The following is a 16,137-nucleotide window of genomic DNA, read 5'->3' as shown; positions in this document are numbered from 1 at the left end:
GTGGCATGGGCGCATCTGATGACCGCAGTCTCAAGGGTCTTCGCCAATTTCTGGGCGTCGAGCAGCAGCGCGACTGGCTGGAAGGCAGGGCGGACCTGGCGGATGGCGACGAGCGTCAAGAATCGCTCGAGCTGCGGTTCAAATATGCGGCTCGCTTTCAGAAGCTGCTTCGCCGCCCGCAGGCGGAGGAGGTGCTGGCGATTCTCGGCCTTTACGGCCGAAGCTGCATCCCGATGCCGCGGCGGACCGAGCGTGACTACTGGTCGGTTTCCTGCCTGCCGTCGACCTCCGACAAGCCGCTGGTCCGCGTCAATGCGAGCTGGATGGAGCTCTTCACCCTTTACGCGGACGCAGAGGGCCTCCGCGCAAGGTTCATCGTCCATCTCTCGGATTTCACCAAGGGCGGTTCGCTCGAGCGGGACCAGCTGGACACGCTTCTTCTCGAAGGCTGCGCGATGGCGCCGGAAGAGGTGGATTGCTTCTTTCCGCGCGGCGCGGACATTCTCGGCATCAATGTTCGGGGCTCCGCCTCGATCCGCCGCTTCCTGACGACCGGACGCATGGTGCGCGCGGTTCGAAGGTTCAATCTGACGCACATGAACCGGGGCCGCAACGCCTACCAGGCGAGCCACTGCTACGGCGTGGCTGATCACATGCTGGCAGACTGAAGAGCCGGAGGCCGGCGTTCCGCCACGGGCGAGCTGCGGCCGCAGTTGCGGTGCTTTGCCTTGCTCGCAGAAATGCCACGAGATCGGGGCTTTGCCACGCTTCTGTGATGCCCGCCTGTCGGAGCGCTCGCTCAGGCCGCTTCGCTCAGCGGCTGCGGCGTACGGCGGATGGTGATCGTCTCCTCCCACCAGTCGCCCAGCGCGTCGATCAGCGGCAAGAGCCGGCGTCCGGCCGGCGTGAGATCGTAGTCCACGCGCCGCGGATAGCCGGGATGATCGGTGCGCCGGACGATGCCGGCCTGCTCGAGCTTGCGCAGCTCGAGCGTGAGCATGCGGTGGGACACGGTCGGATTGTCGCGCCTCAGGTCGCTGAACCGCTTCGGCCCCTCCTTCAGATAATAGAGCAGCAGCGTCGGCCAGCGGCCGCTCAGCACCCGCATGGCCTCCTCGATCGGGCAGGCGGAGACGACGTCCTTCATCGCTTTGCTTCCGTGGCGGTTACAAAAATGTGCGTAATTTACAGTGGGAAGTCCGCTCCCCAGAGTCCAGCCCGCCGCGGCGTCCACCTATGCACGAACGGAGCAAGACAATGACCCCGATCCTCCTTTATGGTTTCCCGTCGGGCACCTCGATGGGCCTGGTGGCGGCGCTGGAATGGCTGGGACAGCCTTACCGCCTCTGCCGCGTCGACATGCTGGGCGAGATGCGCGATCCCTCCTATGCCCGCATCAACGCCCGGCACGAAACGCCCGTTCTGATCACGGACGAGGGCCGCCCGCTTACCGAAACGATGGCCATTGCGGCCTATCTGGAGGCGCGCGACGCCGATCTTCGCATAAGCTTCGATCCGCGTTCGCCGGAAGCCGATCGGATGCACCAGTTGATGGGTTTCCTGAACACCGGCTTCACCGGCGCTTTCACCCCGTTATGGGTAGCCCTCGAGCTGGAGCAACCCGATCCGGATTATCAGGCCGCCTTGCGTCGCTTCGGCCGGGGCGCTGTGCTGGAGCGTCACGACAAGCTCGAGGCAATGGTCGGCGAAGGCCGCTATCTGGTTGGTGAGCATCCCACCCTGGCGGACGCCCTGCTCGCCGGCGTGGCCCGCTGGCTGGAATATCACGAGGTCGCCGATATCGGCCGCTGGCCGAGGCTTCAGGCGATCCGCGCCCGGGTCGAGGCGGACCCCGCAATCCTCTTCGCGACCGAGCTGGAGAATGGCGGCTCCCCTGCCGGCTCCGCAGCTTTCCAGGGGCAGGTCCCGCTCCGCGAGGTAATCGAGCAATTCGGCGCCTGAGCCGACGGCGCGGCGGAAAGATCGGCGGGCTGCTTGCAGCCCGCCGAAGCCCGGCCCGGCCAGCGCGTTGCCGCGCGGGCCCGGATGCCGGGAGAGCGATTCCGGATGCCGGGGAAGCGGCGGGAGACGCAAGGTTGCCGCGTCAGGAAAGCCGCGGCAGCATCGAGCGCATCTTCTGGCGGTAGCGCGCCGGGGTGATGCCCACGCGGCGCCGGAACAGCTTCCGGAAGAAGGCCGGGTCATCATAGCCGACCTGCTCGGCGAGCGCCTCGACCGGGCCGGACTCCGTCTCGAGAAGCTGCTTGGCTTCCTCTATGCGGAGCGCCTGCACATAGTCGAGCGGGGTATAGCCGGTGGCCTTCAGGAAGCGTCGCTTGAACGTGCGGTCGGGAAGCCCGGAACGCTCGCTCATCGCCGCAACGGGATTGGCGACCTGATAATGGTCGCCGATCCATTCCTGGCACCGCTGGATGAGCGCGTCGTCGTGCACGCGGGGCCGCGCCATCGCGGCATAAGGCAGCTGGCCTTCCTTGCGGTCGCCGATCAGGAAGATGCGCGCGATCCTGGCGGCTTCCTCGGCGCCGCAGAACCGCCCGATCAGATACAGCGCAAGATCCTGCCATGACGAGGCGCCCCCGGTTGTGATGAGCCGTCCGTCCTGCCCGCTGTCGCACAGGATGCGGTCGGCACGGTAGCGTACCTTCGGATAGCGGTCGCGGAACAGGTCGGCCGCGCTCCAGTGCGAGGCGGCATCGCGTCCGTCGAGCAGCCCCGCCTCCGCCAGCACCAGGGAGCCGGTGCAGGTGGAACAGATCAGCCGCGTCGCCTCGGCCTGGCGCCGCAGCCACGCAATCTCGACCGCCCAGCCGTGCGCCGGGTCGCCGGCAAGCGGCAGCTCGACATCGGCGACCACGACGACGTCGGCCGGCGGCGCCTCGTCGAGGCCGTGGTCCGGGAAGATCGGAATCCCGACCACGCTTCGGAAAGGCGCCGCTGTGCGCGCCAGGATCAGAGGCCGGAAACGGGTGTCGCAGCCCGCCGTGCCCGTCAGTCGAGGCCAGAGCCGTCCCACGGCCGACAGAACCTCGAACAAGCCGTGAATCCCGAGCGGTGCGGAATCCGGCAGCGCCAGGATGGCGACGGTGATCGTTCTGTCGGTTCGCTCCGCCACCGGCACAGCGCTGGCACATATGCCTCTATTCTGTCCACTCTGCTTCTGACGGGGCCACGGACTGCGGACTAGGCAGGCCCGGGACGAACGAAAGGATGGAGCAGCAGATGAAAGCCATAGCAGGGACGATCGAGTTGGAACGTCATTACCCGGCGCCTGTCGGCGAGGTCTTCGCCGCCTGGAGCTCGGCCGAGGCGATGCAGGCGTGGAGCGCGATGCCCCCGGGCTGGTCGATGCGTTGCGACGCATTCGCGCTCGAGGTGGACCATCAGGATGTGTGGCGCTTCGGCCCGGCCGACAGCGCGCCCTTCGTCAACGGCAATCGCTATGTGCTCATCGAGCCGGATCGGCACATCTCCTATTCGACCACGCTCTCCCATGAAGGGCGAATGCAGTTCGTCGGCGCAGTCAGCGCGACATTCGAGACGGACGGTGCGGGCTGTCGGCTGAACCTGATCGAGGTCGGCGTCCATCTCGGCGAGGATGATCGGGAAGGGCATCGCGATGGGTGGAACGCCATGCTCGACGCGCTGGGCCATTATCTCGGCGCCCGCACCGCCGTCGCGGCCTCCTCGGGATGAGGCGAGCACCAGGTCAGCCGGAGAGCGCGAGCGATGCCGGATTACCTGACAGGTCATTGCCGCCGGCGCGAGCCCTCGCCAGGCGGATAGGGATGGACTCATGGACCCGATCGTGAACGGCCTTGCGGACATCCTTCGGCAGATGCGCGCATCCGCGCGCATTTCCCAGCTCGAGCTCGCCCTGCGCCTGGGCGTGTCCCAGCGGCACGTGAGCTTCGTGGAGCTGGGGCGGGCTCGTCCGAGCCGCAACCTGATCCTCAGCTGGGCGCGGGAGGCCGGCGCGAGCGTGGACGAACGCAATGCGGCGCTCGTGAGCGCCGGCTTTGCCCCCGCGATCGTCGAGTTCGGCTCGGATCCCGTCCAGGGTTCCGCCGCCTTCCGTGTCCTGTCGGACATGCTGGCCGCTCATGATCCCTTTCCCGGACTCATCTTCGATGCCGACTGGATGATCCGCGCCATGAACGAAGCCGGGCAATGGCTCTGCGGCATCGCCATGGCCGACTTCCTCGCCGGCATGGACGGGCCGCCCAGCGAGATGGACATGATCGCGTCCGTGGCCCATCCGGGCGGTCTGCTGGCCACCGTGCGGAACGCGGCCGAGGTCGGCTTCGCGCTGCTGAACCAGCTGAGAGCGGAGCAGCTCACTCGGCCTTCGCTGCGCCCGCGCGTCGATCGCCTCGAAGAGTCGCTGCGCAGCCGCTTCGGCGCGCAGGATGCGGTGCATGCCCGGGCCCCGGGCGAGCCGTATCTTCAGCTCGTCGCGGACACGGCGGTCGGACCATTGTCCTTCCTTCTGGTGCAGACCGTCTTCGGGCTCCCCCAGAACGTCACGCGGGAATCGCTGCGGACCGAGCTCTGGTTTCCGGTCGACGAGGCTACTCGGCGCGTCATGACCGGCCGCGCGGCGTGCGAATGATTTCACGCCCCTGCGCAATAGCGAGGCGCCAGGTCAATCGCGATACGCCCGCTTCCGGCCGAAGCCGATATAGATCCGGGGGATCGCGCGGAGCGATCGGATCAGGCGCCTATCCGCTCCGACTGAAGTCGGCCACGTCCTCGTTCAGCTGCTCGACGTGGGTAAGCGGCAACCCATGCGGAGCACCCGGATAGACCTTAAGCCGCGCGCCGGCGATCAGCCGGGTGCTCGGCTGCGCGGTGATCGCCAGCGCCGCCGAGACATCCCGGTCGCCGTGGATCAGCAGCGTCGGCACTTGGATGCGGGGCAGGTCCGGGCGGAAATCCGTTTCCGCATTGGCCTTGGCCAGCATCGCGGCGGCCAGCAGCGACGTCTCCAGCATCATGCTCTTCCCCCATTGCATCATGTCGGGCGAGGAATCTGCAACGAAGAAGGGCGGCGTATTGGCGTCGATCCACCCCGGAAAGTCGCGTTCCAGCGGCGCTCGCATGGCCGCCAGCACATGGCGATCGACGCCGAGGGGATTGTCGGACGTCTTCATTAGGAAGGGCGTGATCGTCCCGACCAGCATCACCTTCGAGATGCCCCGGCCGGCGTGCCGGGCAAAATAGCGCGCGATCTCGGTGCCGCCCATGGAATGGGCGACGACGACGATGTCGTCCAGCCGACGCGCCTCGATGACCGCGAGCAGGTCGTCGGCCAACCGATCATGATCGTAGTTCCGGCCGGGATCGCTCGACCGTCCATGGCCGCGCCGATCGTAGGAGACGGCGCGATAGCCGCGCTGCGCCATCGCCAGCATCTGGTAGGCCCAGAAGTCGGACGGCAGGGTCCAGCCGGAGAGGAACAGGATCGGGCGTCCCTCCCCCCAGTCGCGGACGAACAGATCCGTCCCGTCCGTCGTGGAGACGAAGCCGGAGCCGCGGGCGGCGCCGCCTTCCGACGGGCGCGACGGCGAGGCCCGCGTCGCGCCCGCCAGGAGCGCCGCCGTGCCTCCGGTCGCGGCAAGCATCATCGCATCGCGCCTGTTCATCTATCCCCCGCCTGCGGTCCTCCCGGCGCGTCGCCCATGCGCGACGGCCCGGGCCGGCTTTCCCTTGGCGGCGAGCGCATTCTCGGTGCAACTACCTGGCTGGTAATTGGCGGACGTCGTCCGGCTGCTAGGTGGCAGATCGGGGACGGGACGGAAGGAAACAGGCTTTGCGTTGCATGATGGCTCGGCGGCTTGGCGTGTCGCTCTCCCTTGCCGCTGGCGCGTGCGTGTCGTCCGCAGCGGGCGCGTCCGGGCTGTCTTTCGAGGACGTTGTCGAGAATCATGTCGCGGCGGTTACCGCCAGGGATCTGGATGCCCTGGTCGCCACCGTAACGCACGGCGATCGCCTTCTCCTGATCTTCCCCGACGGACGTCGGACCGACAGCCGCTCCGACTATTTGGCCTTCCATCGCGACTGGTTCGCGGATCCGGGCTGGACGATGGAGTTCGAGAGGATCGCTCTCGACGCCGGCGCCGGCTATGGCCACGCGCTCTATCTCACGACCTTCGATCAGGACGGCAGTGGTCCGCAGGCGCCGAGATCGAGCTGGTTGAGCCTTGGATTTCGCCTGGAGAGGGGCCAATGGCGCCTTGTGCACGACCAGAATACCAGGATTGCGGCAGCGCAATGAGGCGGGCGGAGCACGCAGCGGCCAAGGCCGGAGGAGCGTTCGAGGGATGAAGTTGAGGATCCTCTTCGCTGCCGCGCTAGCGGTGAGCGCGTACCCGGCCGCGGCCGAAGCGGGCCTGTTCGACGTCCATGTCCACCTCCATAGCGGTGAGGCGTCGCTGCGCGGCTATGACGCCCAGCTCGAGGCGTCCGGTCGGCAGGTGAGCGGCTATGGCGCGATGTGGTTCGGCGGACCCAATCGCGCGCTTCACGGAGATCCCGACGCCATCCGCGCGAACAACGACGCGCTGCTGGCGCTCGCCCGGCGAGATCCGCGAATGCTGCCGATCGTCACGGTTCATCCCTATGACGGCGAGGAGGCGCTGGCGGAGCTCGCGCGCACCGCCGCGGGCGGCGCGCGTGTCGTCAAGATCCATCCGCACACGCAAGGGTTCGACGCCGCCGACCCGCGCGTCCTCGCGCTGGTTCGGCGTGCCGGAGAGCTGGGTCTGGTGGTCCTCATGGACAATGCCAACATCGTCCCCGGCGACAGCGAGAAGCTGTTCAACCTGGCGCTTGCGGCACCGGGCACGAAGTTCCTGTTCGCCCATATCGGCGGAATGAACTTCCGCTTCTGGAACATCCTCAAGGCGGCCCGCACGGCCGAGGGGCTGTTCGGGAACAACATCTATTTCGACATCTCGGCGATCGTGGCGCTCGTCGCCGACTCTCCGGTCGCGGACGAGTTCGTGTGGACGCTTCGGAACGTCGGAATAGAGCATGTGCTGCTGGGCTCCGACTATCCGCAATATTCGCTGGACCAGAATGTCGAGGCGCTGGGCCGATTGGGGCTCTCCGAGAACGAGCTCGACAGGATCAGGCTTCGCAATGCGAATGAGCTGTTCGGCCTGACGGCGCTCCAAGCCCATTGAGCCGCCAAGGTGGCCAGCGAACACGACCTCCTTCGTGCCGTCGCTACTCTCAGGCGGGCGGGAAGGGCTTGGCAGGCGGCGAGGCCAGCGTGATGAGGTTTCCGTCGGGATCACGCACCTGCGCCAGTGTCGAATAGTCGCCCTGATTGTCATCGCCGAACATGATCCCCAGCCCTGAAAGCCGGCGGCGCTCGGCTGCGACGTCCGCGACGTAGAGGAAGACCGAGCCGCGGCAGGCAATCTCTTCGCTGTTCGAAAGCATGAGCCCGGCCTGGTCGAACAGCTCCCAGTGCAGCAGCGTCGCCATCGGTCGGTGATCGGGTCCGCGACCGAACAGTTTCGTGTACCAGCCTTCGGCTGCCGCAAGATCCGCGGCCAGCAGGGCGGGATAGATCTTCTGCAGGTTCATCCTTCGTCTCCGGATCGATATTGCCCCTCAGTGGGCGGCGGCGTGCAACATGCAGTTCGGCACGGACTTGAAGACGCTCCGGTCCGACGGCGGACCACCGTCGGTCGGCCCGCTGCACGCAGATCGGCCTCCAGCGCCGTCGGCTTTGCGGATTCCATTATCGGCGCTGCCGGTCAGATGTCCATGGCAAGCCGTGCGACGACCTGCCGGCTCTGGATGTAGACGAACGCATTATTGCCTTCGATGTCCCAGCCATAGGCGTTGAACAGGTTGGTGGCCTGGACGCGCAGCACCGCCGGGAGGCGGCCGACCCGGAAGCGGTAGCGCATCCCTAGGTCGACGATGGTGCGCGCCGGCACGCGTACGTCATTGGCAGCGTCGGCATAGCGGCGCCCGGCATGCTCGATCGCAAGATCGAGCGAAAGCGCAGGAAAGCCGCGCAGGCGATAGTCGAGATTGGCGATCAGCGTCCGAGAAGGCGTGCCGATCGGCCGCCGTCCGATCGTCCCGTCGGCGACTTCGTCGCCGCCGAGCCGCGCGTCGAGGAGGACACCGCCGCCGACGACGGTCAGCCCCTCGATCGGCGTGCCGCTCAGCGATGTCTCGAGACCGCGATGGGTCACGGTGCCGATCCGCCGGAAAACGTTGCCGCGGTCGAGGCCGTAATAGGGCTTCTCGATCTCGAACCCACCCGCGATAAGCGTCATCGGTCCCAGGCGCCAGCGCATCCCCGCCTCGATTTGCCGGGTTCGGATCGCCGCCGGCGCTTCGTCGCGATTGACCGCCGTCTCGGGGGCGACGTCGCTCTCCTCCAGGCCCCGAGTCATCCCGCCGAAGAGAGCGAGTGCGGGCGTGATCTCGACCGCGGCGGCGGCGTTGAACAGCCATGGCCGCGCCCGCGATTCCGGCAGCACGTCCGTCGGCGTGGTCACGTTCTTGCGATAATCGCTGCGCTGGACGCCGAGGTTCAGCTCGCCCACGCCCTCGATCGCTCCCTGATAGGCCAGCCCGGCGGTCCACTGCCGCACCCGATCCTCAGTGCGATCCGAAAAGGCGAAGACCGGACGCGGCACCGCCAGTGGCTCGTCGAACGGCGCCGTGCCGAGGTCGGCGCGGTCCGAGCCGCCGTAGAAGCGGGTCTGCCGCCGCGCCCGCACGGCGAGCTGCAGCGCGTGGCGGCTGGGTCCGATGCTGAACGGGCGCGACAGATTGAGCTCGCCGCTGCTCGAGGCGTTGGTGCGGCGCGGATTGGCGACCACGCTACGCGCGGCCAGCGTCCCGCGCGGCGCGGCGTCGAGCAGGATCGTATAGCCTTCGGTGGTGATGTTGGCGGATCGGAAAGCGCCCGCCCGCAGCGTGAAGTGGCCGATCCGCGTCCGTCCGAGCCCGCCATAGGTGACTCGCTCCACCTCGAAATCGGCCCAGTCCTGGCCGAGGAAGCGGCGGCGCGTCATTCGGTCCGGCAGCCGCTGGCCGTCGCCGATCACGATCGGATAGGCTTCCTCGTCATCGACCTCGATCCGGCTCCAGAATGGCTTGATCTCGGTCTCGCCGTTCGGCCGCCACGCGAGCGACACGGCCGTCGACAGCACGTCGTTGCTGTTCCCGAACTGGAACTGGTTGCGATAGAAGCCGGCGCCGGCGGCCAAGCCCAGCCGCCGCCCGTCCAACGGCAACAGCCCGTCCGCTTCGATCTCCCAGCCGCCGAAGCTGGTGGCCTTGGCAGCCATGCTCAGCACCGCCTCGTCCTGCGCCGCACGAAGGCGATAGTCGGCGATGCCGGAGGGCGCGGGAAAGGCGTAGCCAAGGGCCGAGGGGCCGATGCGGATGCGGTTGCCGGCCATCAGCCGGCTGGTCAGCTCCGTCTGGCGATCGATATAAAGCCCCTCGATCCGGACGTTGCCGGCGTCGATAGGCGAGAAGCCGCGAACGTCGGAGGGGCCGTAGATGCCGAGCGTTTCGCCGCCGATATTGGAGCCGAACGCATCCTCGGCATCGGCGACGGCATTCTCATTCACGCGTTGCGCGAAGGCCGGCGCGACCAGCGCCGTGCTGCAGATGGCGAGGGCCAGCGCCGGTAAAGCGCGGCGACGAATGACAGGTTCCATGCCGTTGGGATGCCATTGGGGCGATGCTTGACATACCGAACCGATCGACGATCATCTGTGCGTCATATGCACAGGTCTCGATCTCTGCCCCCACTCGACGGACTGAGCGCCTTGCTCGCCGCGGCCGACGCCGGCTCGTTCACCGCCGCCGCCGAAGCGCTGCACATCACGCACGGGTCGGTCAGCCGGCGGATCGCGGCTCTCGAGGCCTGGCTCGGCACGAGCCTGTTCGAACGGCACGGCCGCGGCGTTCGTCTGACACCCGCCGGCCAGCGCTTCGCCGCCGAGGCGCGCCGCAGTCTCGATGCGCTGTCGCGCAGCGCCGAGCATTGGCGGCCCTGGCGCGGGCGGCAGACCGTGCGGCTGACTACGGTGCCCTCTTTCGCCCGCTTGTGGTTGCTGCCGCGCCTCGTGGAGATCGAGCGCGACGACATTCATGTCGAGCTGCTGATGGAGCACAAGGCCACGGATCTAGACGCGCGCGAAGCGGACGTGGCGATCCGTTATGGTCGCGGCCCGTGGGACGGGCTGGACGCCCGGCTGCTCTTTCAGGAGAGACTCGTTCCGGCCGCGGCGCCTCCGATCGCGGCCCGTCTCGGCCCTATGACTTCCGAGGCTGCGCTGCACGCCGAGCCGCTGCTGCACGATTCCGATACATCCCAGTGGCGAAGCTGGCTCGCCGGCGCGGGCCTGCGCTACCGGCCGCGCTGGCAGGATCGACGGTTCGAGGATTACGATTCCGTCCTGGCCGCGGCGGCCGCCGGGCTCGGGATTTGCCTGCTCCGGCAACCGCTGGCCGGTTCGTGGATCGATTCAGGGCGGCTGGCGACGATCGGCGCTCGCGCCGAGCCCAATCCTGCCGCCCATCATATTTGCTTGCGCAGAGGCGAAGAGCGCGGCGCCGTCATCGAATTGGCGGACCGACTGCACGAGCTCGCCGGTGCTCGGCCTGATCTGTCGTCGACAGCCTGAGCCGATCCCGCTTCGCCCTTACCGGAAGCGCCTCCGATCCGCTAAGCCCGCCTGATGCAGGACATTTCCAACATCGTCATTCTCACCGGCGCCGGCATTTCCGCGGAGTCCGGTCTCGCCACCTTCCGCGGCCCCGACGGCCTATGGGAAGGCCATCGCGTCGAGGACGTGGCGACGCCGGAGGCGTTCGCCCGCGATCCTGCCCTGGTCCAGGCCTTTTACGACGCGCGCCGGGCGCGGCTGGCCGAGGTGGAGCCGAACGCCGCGCATCGCGCGCTGGCGCGGCTCGATGCGGAGTGGCCGGGCGATCTGCTGATCGTCACCCAGAATGTCGACGACCTGCACGAGCGCGCAGGCGCCAAGCGGGTGCGGCACATGCACGGCGAGCTCACGTCCGCCTGGTGCCTCGACTGCGACGCGCGGATGCGCTGGGACAAGGATCTGTGCGACCATCCGAATTGCCCGCAATGCGGCGTCGCGGGTCGTCTCCGGCCCGATATCGTCTGGTTCGGCGAGATGCCCTACGAGATGGAGCGCATCGACCGCGCCCTGATGGAAGCCGACCTGTTCGTCTCGATCGGCACCTCGGGCGCCGTCTATCCGGCGGCCGGGTTCGTCCAGACCGCGCGCTATCGCGGCGCCCGCGCGCTCGAGATGAACCTCGATCCGAGCCTCGGCAGCTATCATTTCCATGAGAGCCGGACGGGCAGGGCCGGGGAGCTCGTTCCCGCCTGGGTCGAGGAGATGCTGTCGCCCTTGGGCAGCGCGGGTTGAGCCGCGCATAGCCCGCGCGATAAAAAAACCGGGCGTTCGAGATCGAACGCCCGGCCAGAGGGGCATGGGATGGGCAGTCCGGAGAACCAGTCTACCCAACGAACAGCATAGAACACGCCTATGCTTCGCCCGTCAACAGTAAAGGCCAGATCAGATCAAACAAAAGAACACGATGAATGTTAATCTTGTTTGAGATTCTATCGTAATTTTACGGTATCACCTTGGATGGAGACCGAAGCCGGCGTTGGGGGCAGGGCAAGGGCGCACCCTGCGGGCCGAGAACGTCCCCGGCCAAGTCGAAGCCGCTTGGCGTGCGTTTCCGCTCTTGTCGGCGCGACCGGCGCGAACAAAGGTTCGTCGCCAATATTGCAGTTGTTCGCGGGCAGGGGCCCCGATCAATCGACCCAGTCGAGGCCGATTTCGCGATAGAGGCCCCGATCTTCCTCCCACTTCGGGTTGACCTTGACGTGGAGGAAGAGGTGCACCTTGCGGCCGAGCAGCTGGGCCAGCTCGGTGCGCGCCGCTTCGCCGATGGCGCGGATGCGCGCGCCGCCCTTGCCGAGCACGATCGCCTTCTGGCTGTCGCGTGCGACCAGTATCTGCTGGTGGATGACGGCCGACCCGTCCGGCCGCTCCTCGAACTTCTCGGTCTCGATCGCGCTCTCGTAAGGGAGCTCGGCGTGGAGCTGGTGGTAGAGCTGCTCGCGGGTCACTTCCGCCGCCAGCATCCGGTCGGTGGCGTCGGACACGTCGTCGGCCGGGAAATGCCAGGGTCCTTCGGGCACGCGCGCGGCAAGCGAGGCCTTGAGCTCGGCGACACCGTCGCCGGTCGCGGCCGAGATCATGAAAATCTCCTCGAACACGGCGCGCTGGTTTAGCTCGGCCGCGAGCGCCAGCAAGTCCGGCTTCTTCGCCAGGTCGACCTTGTTGAGGACGAGGATCAGCGGCTCGCGCCGCTCCTTCAGCCGGTCGACCAGTTCGCCGACGCCGCGGGTGATGCCCTGGGCGGCATCGACGACCAGCGCGATGAGGTCGGCATCCTGGGCGCCGCCCCAGGCGGCCGCGACCATCGCCCTGTCGAGCCGGCGCTTGGGGGCGAAGATGCCGGGCGTGTCGATCAGCAGCACCTGGCTCTCGCCGGCCAGGGCGATGCCCATCAGCCGGGTTCGGGTCGTCTGCGCCTTCGGCGTGACGATCGCCACCTTCTGGCCGACCAGCGCATTGACCAAAGTCGACTTGCCCGCATTGGGCGCCCCGACGACGGCGACGAATCCGCAGCGCTCGCTCATTTCGGCTTCACCCGCTCCAGCAGCGCCTCGGCCGCCGCGGTCTCCGCATCCTGCTTGGACAGGCCCTCGCCGCGCGCTTCGCCGACATGGCGGATCGACACCTCGACGATGAAGCTCGGCGCATGATGCGGTCCCGAGCGGCCGACCAGCTCGTAGGTCGGTGGCCGGTGGTCGTTGGCCGCCGCCCATTCCTGCAGCGAGGACTTGGGATGCTTCGGCGCCCGCTCGAGCTCGCCGACCCGCGACGCCCACAGCCGCTGGACGACATGCTCCGCCCGCTCGAAGCCGGAATCGAGGAAGATCGCGCCGATCAGCGCCTCGACGACGTCGCCGAGCACATTGTCGCTGTCCTGCGCGCCGTCCTCGCGCGCCTGCTTGCCGAGCCGCATCTGCTCGGGAACGCCGATGTCGCGGGCGATCTCGGAGCAGGTGGCGCGCGAGACGAGCACATTCAGACGCCGCGACAATTTGCCTTCCGGCTCGTCGGCGAACAGCTCGTAGAGCCAGGAAGCGGTGGCGAGGCCGAGCACGCGGTCGCCGAGAAATTCGAGCCGCTCGTAATTGCGCTCGCTCTTGCTCGAATGGGTGAGCGCCAGCTCGAACAGGCCGAGATTGTTGGGACGGTAGCCGGTCTGCGCTTCGAGCCAGTCGGCAAGGGAATTTACCATGTCTCGCCCATCCGCTCCCAGCGCGCCGCGGTGAACCAGGTCCAGGGCTTGAGCCACTCGGCCGAACCGTCGGTCGACCAGAAGACGATGGTGGCGCGGCCGAGCACATTCTCGACGGGCAGCAGCCCGACTCCACCGGCGGCGACGGGGAAGCGGCCGTCGAGGCTGTCGTCGCGATTGTCGCCCATCACGAACAAATGTCCTTCCGGAACGATGAACGGCCCGAACGTGTCGCCGTCGCTTCCGTTCACCTGGTCGAGGACCTCGTAGCTGCGTCCGTCGGGCAAGGTCTCGCGGAAGCGCGGATAGGCGCAGGCCTGGTTGCCGTCGGCGCCGGCGATCAGCCGGGTGCCGCCAGCGGGGCGGCAGGGGCTGTTCGGGCTGACCGGAAGGGTGAAGTCGGCGATGCGCTGGCGGCTGACGGCATCGCCGTTGAGGATGACGATGCCGTCGCGCACCTCGATCTGATCGCCGGGAAGAGCGATGACGCGCTTGACGAAATCCTCGTTCCGCGGGCCCGGGTAGCGGAAGACGACGATGTCGCCGCGTTCCGGAACGCCGGCAAAGAAGCGCCCGTCGAAGCGGGCGATCCCGAAGGGGAAGGAATAGCGCGAATAGCCGTACGGCCATTTCGAGACGAACAGATAGTCGCCCATCAGCAGATTGGGCAGCATCGATCCCGAGGGGATCGAGAAGGGTGCGAAGAGCAGGCTGCGGATGGCGAGCGCTGCGACGAAGAGGATCAGGAAGAAGCGGATCGTCTCCCACCAGCTCTCCTTGCGCGGCTCGGGCGCCGTCTCGGCAGGGGGCTGTGTGGCGGCCGGCGCCGGGGTTTCGCTCTCCATGAGCGGCTCTTCGCGTGGCGGCCGGCCTTGGTCAAGCAGGGCAATCCAGGGGACGGCGTTCAGAAGCAGGCGGCGACGAAATCCGCCAGCCAGATGCGCGCGCCCTGGGTCCGCCAAAGGAGGAGGCCGAGCAGGGCCGGGGCCAGCAGGAGCAGCCCCGCCAGCCAGGGCCACGCGCGCCCGCTCATGCGGCGCGCCCGCTCATGCGGGTTGTGGCCGCAGCTGCGGGCCGTCGCGGATCGGCAGATGGATCAGCGCTGCCGCCGCGGCGAGAACGAAGGTTGCGATCCAGACGCTCTCATAGGAGCCGGTCCGGTCGAAGGCGTAGCCGCCGAGCCAGGCGCCGCAGAAGCTGCCGAGCTGGTGGCTCAGAAAGACGATCCCGTAGAGGGTCGACAGGTAGCGAACCCCGAAGATCTGGCCGATCAGGCCGCTGGTGAGCGGCACGGTGCCGAGCCACAGGAAGCCCATCGCGCCGGCGAAGAGCAAGGCCGTGACCGGGCTCAGCGGCAGCGCCAGGAACAAGGCGACGACGACCGCTCGCCCGGCATAGATGCCGCTCAGCACATATTTGCGCCGCCAGAAATCGCCGGAAAGGCCGAACAGGTAGGAGCCGAAGATGTTGAAGAGGCCGATGAGCGCGAGCGCGCTGGCACCGATCTCCAGTCCGAGGCCGCGGTCGCTGAGATAAGCGGGGAAATGGGTGCCGATGAAGACGAGCTGGAAGCCGCAGACGAAGAAGCCGGCATTGAGCAGCCAATAGCCGCGGTGACGCGCGGCCTCCTTCAGCGCCTCGCCGAGCGAAAGCTGCGGCTCCTTCTCTCCCGGCGGCTTGGGCGCGCCGGCGACGCCCGCCGCGAGCGCGATGCAGATCGCGACCGCGCCCGCCAGCGCGATCAACGCCAGCCTGTAGCCGAATTCGACGAGAAGGACCTGCGCGGTCGGGACCAGCAGGAACTGGCCGAGCGAGCCGCCCGCGGTGACGATGCCGAAGGCGAGGCCCCGCCGTTCCGCCGGAACGACACGGCCGACGGCGCCAAGCACGACGACGAAGGTCGTGGCCGCCATGGCCACGCCGACCATAACGCCCAAGGTGAGGTGAAGGCCGATCGCGCTGCCCACCTGCGCCGCGCCGACCATCCCAGCGACGTAGAGAAGGGTGCCGGCGACGACGACCCGGCCCGCTCCATGGCGATCGGCGATCGCGCCGACGAAGGGCTGGGCGAGGCCGAACAGCAGGTTGCTGATCGCGATGGCGAGACCGAAGGACTGGCGGCCGATGCCGAGCTCGATGCTGATCGGCGGCAGGAAGAGGCCGAATGTCTGGCGCACGCCCATCGCCAGCGTGACGATGAGGGAGGCGCAGACGATGACGGTGAGCGGTCTCCTCATGCCGGCAGTCCCTCGATCCGGTCGAGCAGCGCGAACAGCCGATCCTTGTCGCCGCCGAGGGAATCGGTCATCCGCGCCTGCGCCGCCTCCCAGAGCGGCTGGGTCCGCGCCATCGCCTCCCGCGCCGCAGGCGTCACCTGGACGACGCGCGCGCGTCGGTCGCGGCCCTCGATCGATTCGACGAAGCCCGCCGCTTCGAGCGGTTTCAGGGTCCGATTGAGGGTCGTGCGATCATGCCCGGTCGCCGCGCCCAGTGCGGTGAGCGAGCACGGGCCTGCCCGTTGCAGCATTCGCAAGAGCGAGAATTGGGCGACGCTGAATCCCGATCCGGCGAGAGCCTCGTCGTACAGCGAGGTCACGATTCGCGCGGAGTGGCGGAGCTTGGCGCAGACGCAGACCGTGTCGAGCATTGCGTGTAAATACACGTGTTTGAGTGTCAGACAAGGGGCCCCGTTCCGTCACGGCCGTTGCCGGT

Annotated in this window: 19 protein-coding genes; 8 read left to right on the top strand and 11 right to left on the bottom strand. The window is 67.8% G+C overall.

Annotated elements, in window-relative coordinates:
• Positions 1 to 5 precede the first annotated feature (5 nt).
• Positions 6 to 668, top strand: a complete 663-nt coding sequence (locus tag DDE10_RS16255; RefSeq protein WP_114953835.1) for a hypothetical protein — start codon at positions 6 to 8, stop codon at positions 666 to 668.
• A gap of 131 nt (positions 669 to 799) precedes the next feature.
• On the opposite strand, the gene DDE10_RS16250 is transcribed toward DDE10_RS16255, so the two are convergent.
• Positions 800 to 1,147, bottom strand: a complete 348-nt coding sequence (locus DDE10_RS16250) for a winged helix-turn-helix transcriptional regulator (protein WP_114953834.1) — start codon at positions 1,145 to 1,147, stop codon at positions 800 to 802.
• A 110-nt stretch (positions 1,148 to 1,257) separates the two neighbouring features.
• Between DDE10_RS16250 and DDE10_RS16245 the strand changes: the two genes are divergently transcribed.
• The gene (locus tag DDE10_RS16245) at positions 1,258 to 1,962 is read left to right on the top strand and encodes a glutathione S-transferase family protein (RefSeq protein WP_114953833.1); all 705 of its coding nucleotides are present in this window, start codon (positions 1,258 to 1,260) and stop codon (positions 1,960 to 1,962) included.
• 142 nt (positions 1,963 to 2,104) lie between these two features.
• Here DDE10_RS16245 and DDE10_RS16240 read toward each other — a convergent pair whose 3' ends face one another.
• A complete protein-coding gene (locus tag DDE10_RS16240; protein ID WP_284734714.1) occupies positions 2,105 to 3,133 on the bottom strand; it encodes a GlxA family transcriptional regulator in 1,029 nt (342 codons plus the stop codon).
• Positions 3,134 to 3,240: 107 nt separating this feature from the next.
• On the opposite strand from DDE10_RS16240, the gene DDE10_RS16235 reads away from it, so the two are divergent.
• Positions 3,241 to 3,714 (top strand): SRPBCC domain-containing protein, encoded by a 474-nt coding sequence (locus DDE10_RS16235; RefSeq protein WP_284734713.1) that lies wholly within the window; start codon positions 3,241 to 3,243, stop codon positions 3,712 to 3,714.
• 100 nt (positions 3,715 to 3,814) lie between these two features.
• Positions 3,815 to 4,630 carry a helix-turn-helix domain-containing protein gene (locus DDE10_RS16230; protein ID WP_114953831.1) on the top strand — a complete coding sequence of 272 codons (816 nt, stop codon included), beginning with the start codon at positions 3,815 to 3,817 and terminating at the stop codon, positions 4,628 to 4,630.
• 109 nt (positions 4,631 to 4,739) lie between these two features.
• On the opposite strand, the gene DDE10_RS16225 is transcribed toward DDE10_RS16230, so the two are convergent.
• The gene (locus tag DDE10_RS16225; protein ID WP_284734712.1) at positions 4,740 to 5,663 is read right to left on the bottom strand and encodes an alpha/beta fold hydrolase; all 924 of its coding nucleotides are present in this window, start codon (positions 5,661 to 5,663) and stop codon (positions 4,740 to 4,742) included.
• A gap of 227 nt (positions 5,664 to 5,890) precedes the next feature.
• Between DDE10_RS16225 and DDE10_RS16220 the strand changes: the two genes are divergently transcribed.
• A complete protein-coding gene (locus tag DDE10_RS16220; protein ID WP_162806672.1) occupies positions 5,891 to 6,295 on the top strand; it encodes a YybH family protein in 405 nt (134 codons plus the stop codon).
• A 46-nt stretch (positions 6,296 to 6,341) separates the two neighbouring features.
• Positions 6,342 to 7,205 carry an amidohydrolase family protein gene (locus DDE10_RS16215; RefSeq protein ID WP_284734711.1) on the top strand — a complete coding sequence of 288 codons (864 nt, stop codon included), beginning with the start codon at positions 6,342 to 6,344 and terminating at the stop codon, positions 7,203 to 7,205.
• Between the two features lie 49 nt (positions 7,206 to 7,254).
• On the opposite strand, the gene DDE10_RS16210 is transcribed toward DDE10_RS16215, so the two are convergent.
• Together DDE10_RS16210 and DDE10_RS16205 are read right to left on the bottom strand one after the other, a co-directional pair.
• The gene (locus DDE10_RS16210) at positions 7,255 to 7,614 is read right to left on the bottom strand and encodes a VOC family protein (RefSeq protein WP_114953829.1); all 360 of its coding nucleotides are present in this window, start codon (positions 7,612 to 7,614) and stop codon (positions 7,255 to 7,257) included.
• Positions 7,615 to 7,787: 173 nt separating this feature from the next.
• On the bottom strand, positions 7,788 to 9,722 hold the full coding sequence (locus DDE10_RS16205; RefSeq protein ID WP_114953828.1) for a TonB-dependent siderophore receptor: 1,935 nt from the start codon (positions 9,720 to 9,722) through the stop codon (positions 7,788 to 7,790).
• 66 nt (positions 9,723 to 9,788) lie between these two features.
• Here DDE10_RS16205 and DDE10_RS16200 point away from each other — a divergent pair, with 66 nt between their 5' ends.
• Both DDE10_RS16200 and DDE10_RS16195 read left to right on the top strand, forming a co-directional pair.
• Positions 9,789 to 10,694 (top strand): LysR substrate-binding domain-containing protein, encoded by a 906-nt coding sequence (locus DDE10_RS16200; RefSeq protein WP_162806671.1) that lies wholly within the window; start codon positions 9,789 to 9,791, stop codon positions 10,692 to 10,694.
• Between the two features lie 54 nt (positions 10,695 to 10,748).
• A complete protein-coding gene (locus DDE10_RS16195) occupies positions 10,749 to 11,468 on the top strand; it encodes an NAD-dependent deacylase (protein ID WP_114953826.1) in 720 nt (239 codons plus the stop codon).
• A 395-nt stretch (positions 11,469 to 11,863) separates the two neighbouring features.
• Here DDE10_RS16195 and era read toward each other — a convergent pair whose 3' ends face one another.
• The 6 genes from era to DDE10_RS16170 are packed head-to-tail and all read right to left on the bottom strand — an operon-like array spanning position 11,864 to position 16,072.
• The gene (gene era / locus DDE10_RS16190) at positions 11,864 to 12,757 is read right to left on the bottom strand and encodes a GTPase Era (protein WP_114953825.1); all 894 of its coding nucleotides are present in this window, start codon (positions 12,755 to 12,757) and stop codon (positions 11,864 to 11,866) included.
• Complete coding sequence (rnc, locus tag DDE10_RS16185) at positions 12,754 to 13,425, bottom strand: ribonuclease III (protein WP_114953824.1); 672 nt, start codon at positions 13,423 to 13,425, stop codon at positions 12,754 to 12,756. Before rnc ends, era begins: the two co-directional genes overlap by 4 nt.
• Complete coding sequence (gene lepB, locus DDE10_RS16180; RefSeq protein ID WP_114953823.1) at positions 13,419 to 14,270, bottom strand: signal peptidase I; 852 nt, start codon at positions 14,268 to 14,270, stop codon at positions 13,419 to 13,421. The genes rnc and lepB overlap by 7 nt, the downstream gene beginning before the upstream one ends.
• Before the next feature lie 59 nt (positions 14,271 to 14,329).
• Entirely contained in the window at positions 14,330 to 14,458 is a 129-nt protein-coding gene (locus DDE10_RS23885; protein ID WP_284734710.1) for a hypothetical protein, read from the bottom strand.
• 13 nt (positions 14,459 to 14,471) lie between these two features.
• A complete protein-coding gene (locus tag DDE10_RS16175) occupies positions 14,472 to 15,662 on the bottom strand; it encodes an MFS transporter (RefSeq protein WP_114953822.1) in 1,191 nt (396 codons plus the stop codon).
• Complete coding sequence (locus tag DDE10_RS16170) at positions 15,659 to 16,072, bottom strand: MarR family winged helix-turn-helix transcriptional regulator (protein ID WP_114953821.1); 414 nt, start codon at positions 16,070 to 16,072, stop codon at positions 15,659 to 15,661. The genes DDE10_RS16175 and DDE10_RS16170 overlap by 4 nt, the downstream gene beginning before the upstream one ends.
• Positions 16,073 to 16,137 lie beyond the last annotated feature (65 nt).

The sequence above is a fragment of the Sphingosinicella terrae genome, assembly GCF_003347635.1.
In the GTDB taxonomy this organism is placed as follows: domain Bacteria; phylum Pseudomonadota; class Alphaproteobacteria; order Sphingomonadales; family Sphingomonadaceae; genus Allosphingosinicella; species Allosphingosinicella terrae.
This window is presented reverse-complemented; position numbering and strand designations above follow the sequence as displayed.

Coding starts and splice junctions, on each gene's coding strand:
- DDE10_RS16255 (WP_114953835.1), top strand. CDS start 6: ATGGGCGCATCTGATGACCGCAGTCTCAAGGGTCTTCGCCAATTTCTG.
- DDE10_RS16250 (WP_114953834.1), bottom strand. CDS start 1,147: ATGAAGGACGTCGTCTCCGCCTGCCCGATCGAGGAGGCCATGCGGGTG.
- DDE10_RS16245 (WP_114953833.1), top strand. CDS start 1,258: ATGACCCCGATCCTCCTTTATGGTTTCCCGTCGGGCACCTCGATGGGC.
- DDE10_RS16235 (WP_284734713.1), top strand. CDS start 3,241: ATGAAAGCCATAGCAGGGACGATCGAGTTGGAACGTCATTACCCGGCG.
- DDE10_RS16230 (WP_114953831.1), top strand. CDS start 3,815: ATGGACCCGATCGTGAACGGCCTTGCGGACATCCTTCGGCAGATGCGC.
- DDE10_RS16225 (WP_284734712.1), bottom strand. CDS start 5,663: ATGAACAGGCGCGATGCGATGATGCTTGCCGCGACCGGAGGCACGGCG.
- DDE10_RS16215 (WP_284734711.1), top strand. CDS start 6,342: ATGAAGTTGAGGATCCTCTTCGCTGCCGCGCTAGCGGTGAGCGCGTAC.
- DDE10_RS16210 (WP_114953829.1), bottom strand. CDS start 7,614: ATGAACCTGCAGAAGATCTATCCCGCCCTGCTGGCCGCGGATCTTGCG.
- DDE10_RS16205 (WP_114953828.1), bottom strand. CDS start 9,722: ATGGAACCTGTCATTCGTCGCCGCGCTTTACCGGCGCTGGCCCTCGCC.
- DDE10_RS16200 (WP_162806671.1), top strand. CDS start 9,789: ATGCACAGGTCTCGATCTCTGCCCCCACTCGACGGACTGAGCGCCTTG.
- DDE10_RS16195 (WP_114953826.1), top strand. CDS start 10,749: ATGCAGGACATTTCCAACATCGTCATTCTCACCGGCGCCGGCATTTCC.
- era (WP_114953825.1), bottom strand. CDS start 12,757: ATGAGCGAGCGCTGCGGATTCGTCGCCGTCGTCGGGGCGCCCAATGCG.
- rnc (WP_114953824.1), bottom strand. CDS start 13,425: ATGGTAAATTCCCTTGCCGACTGGCTCGAAGCGCAGACCGGCTACCGT.
- lepB (WP_114953823.1), bottom strand. CDS start 14,270: ATGGAGAGCGAAACCCCGGCGCCGGCCGCCACACAGCCCCCTGCCGAG.
- DDE10_RS23885 (WP_284734710.1), bottom strand. CDS start 14,458: ATGAGCGGGCGCGCGTGGCCCTGGCTGGCGGGGCTGCTCCTGCTGGCC.
- DDE10_RS16175 (WP_114953822.1), bottom strand. CDS start 15,662: ATGAGGAGACCGCTCACCGTCATCGTCTGCGCCTCCCTCATCGTCACG.
- DDE10_RS16170 (WP_114953821.1), bottom strand. CDS start 16,072: ATGCTCGACACGGTCTGCGTCTGCGCCAAGCTCCGCCACTCCGCGCGA.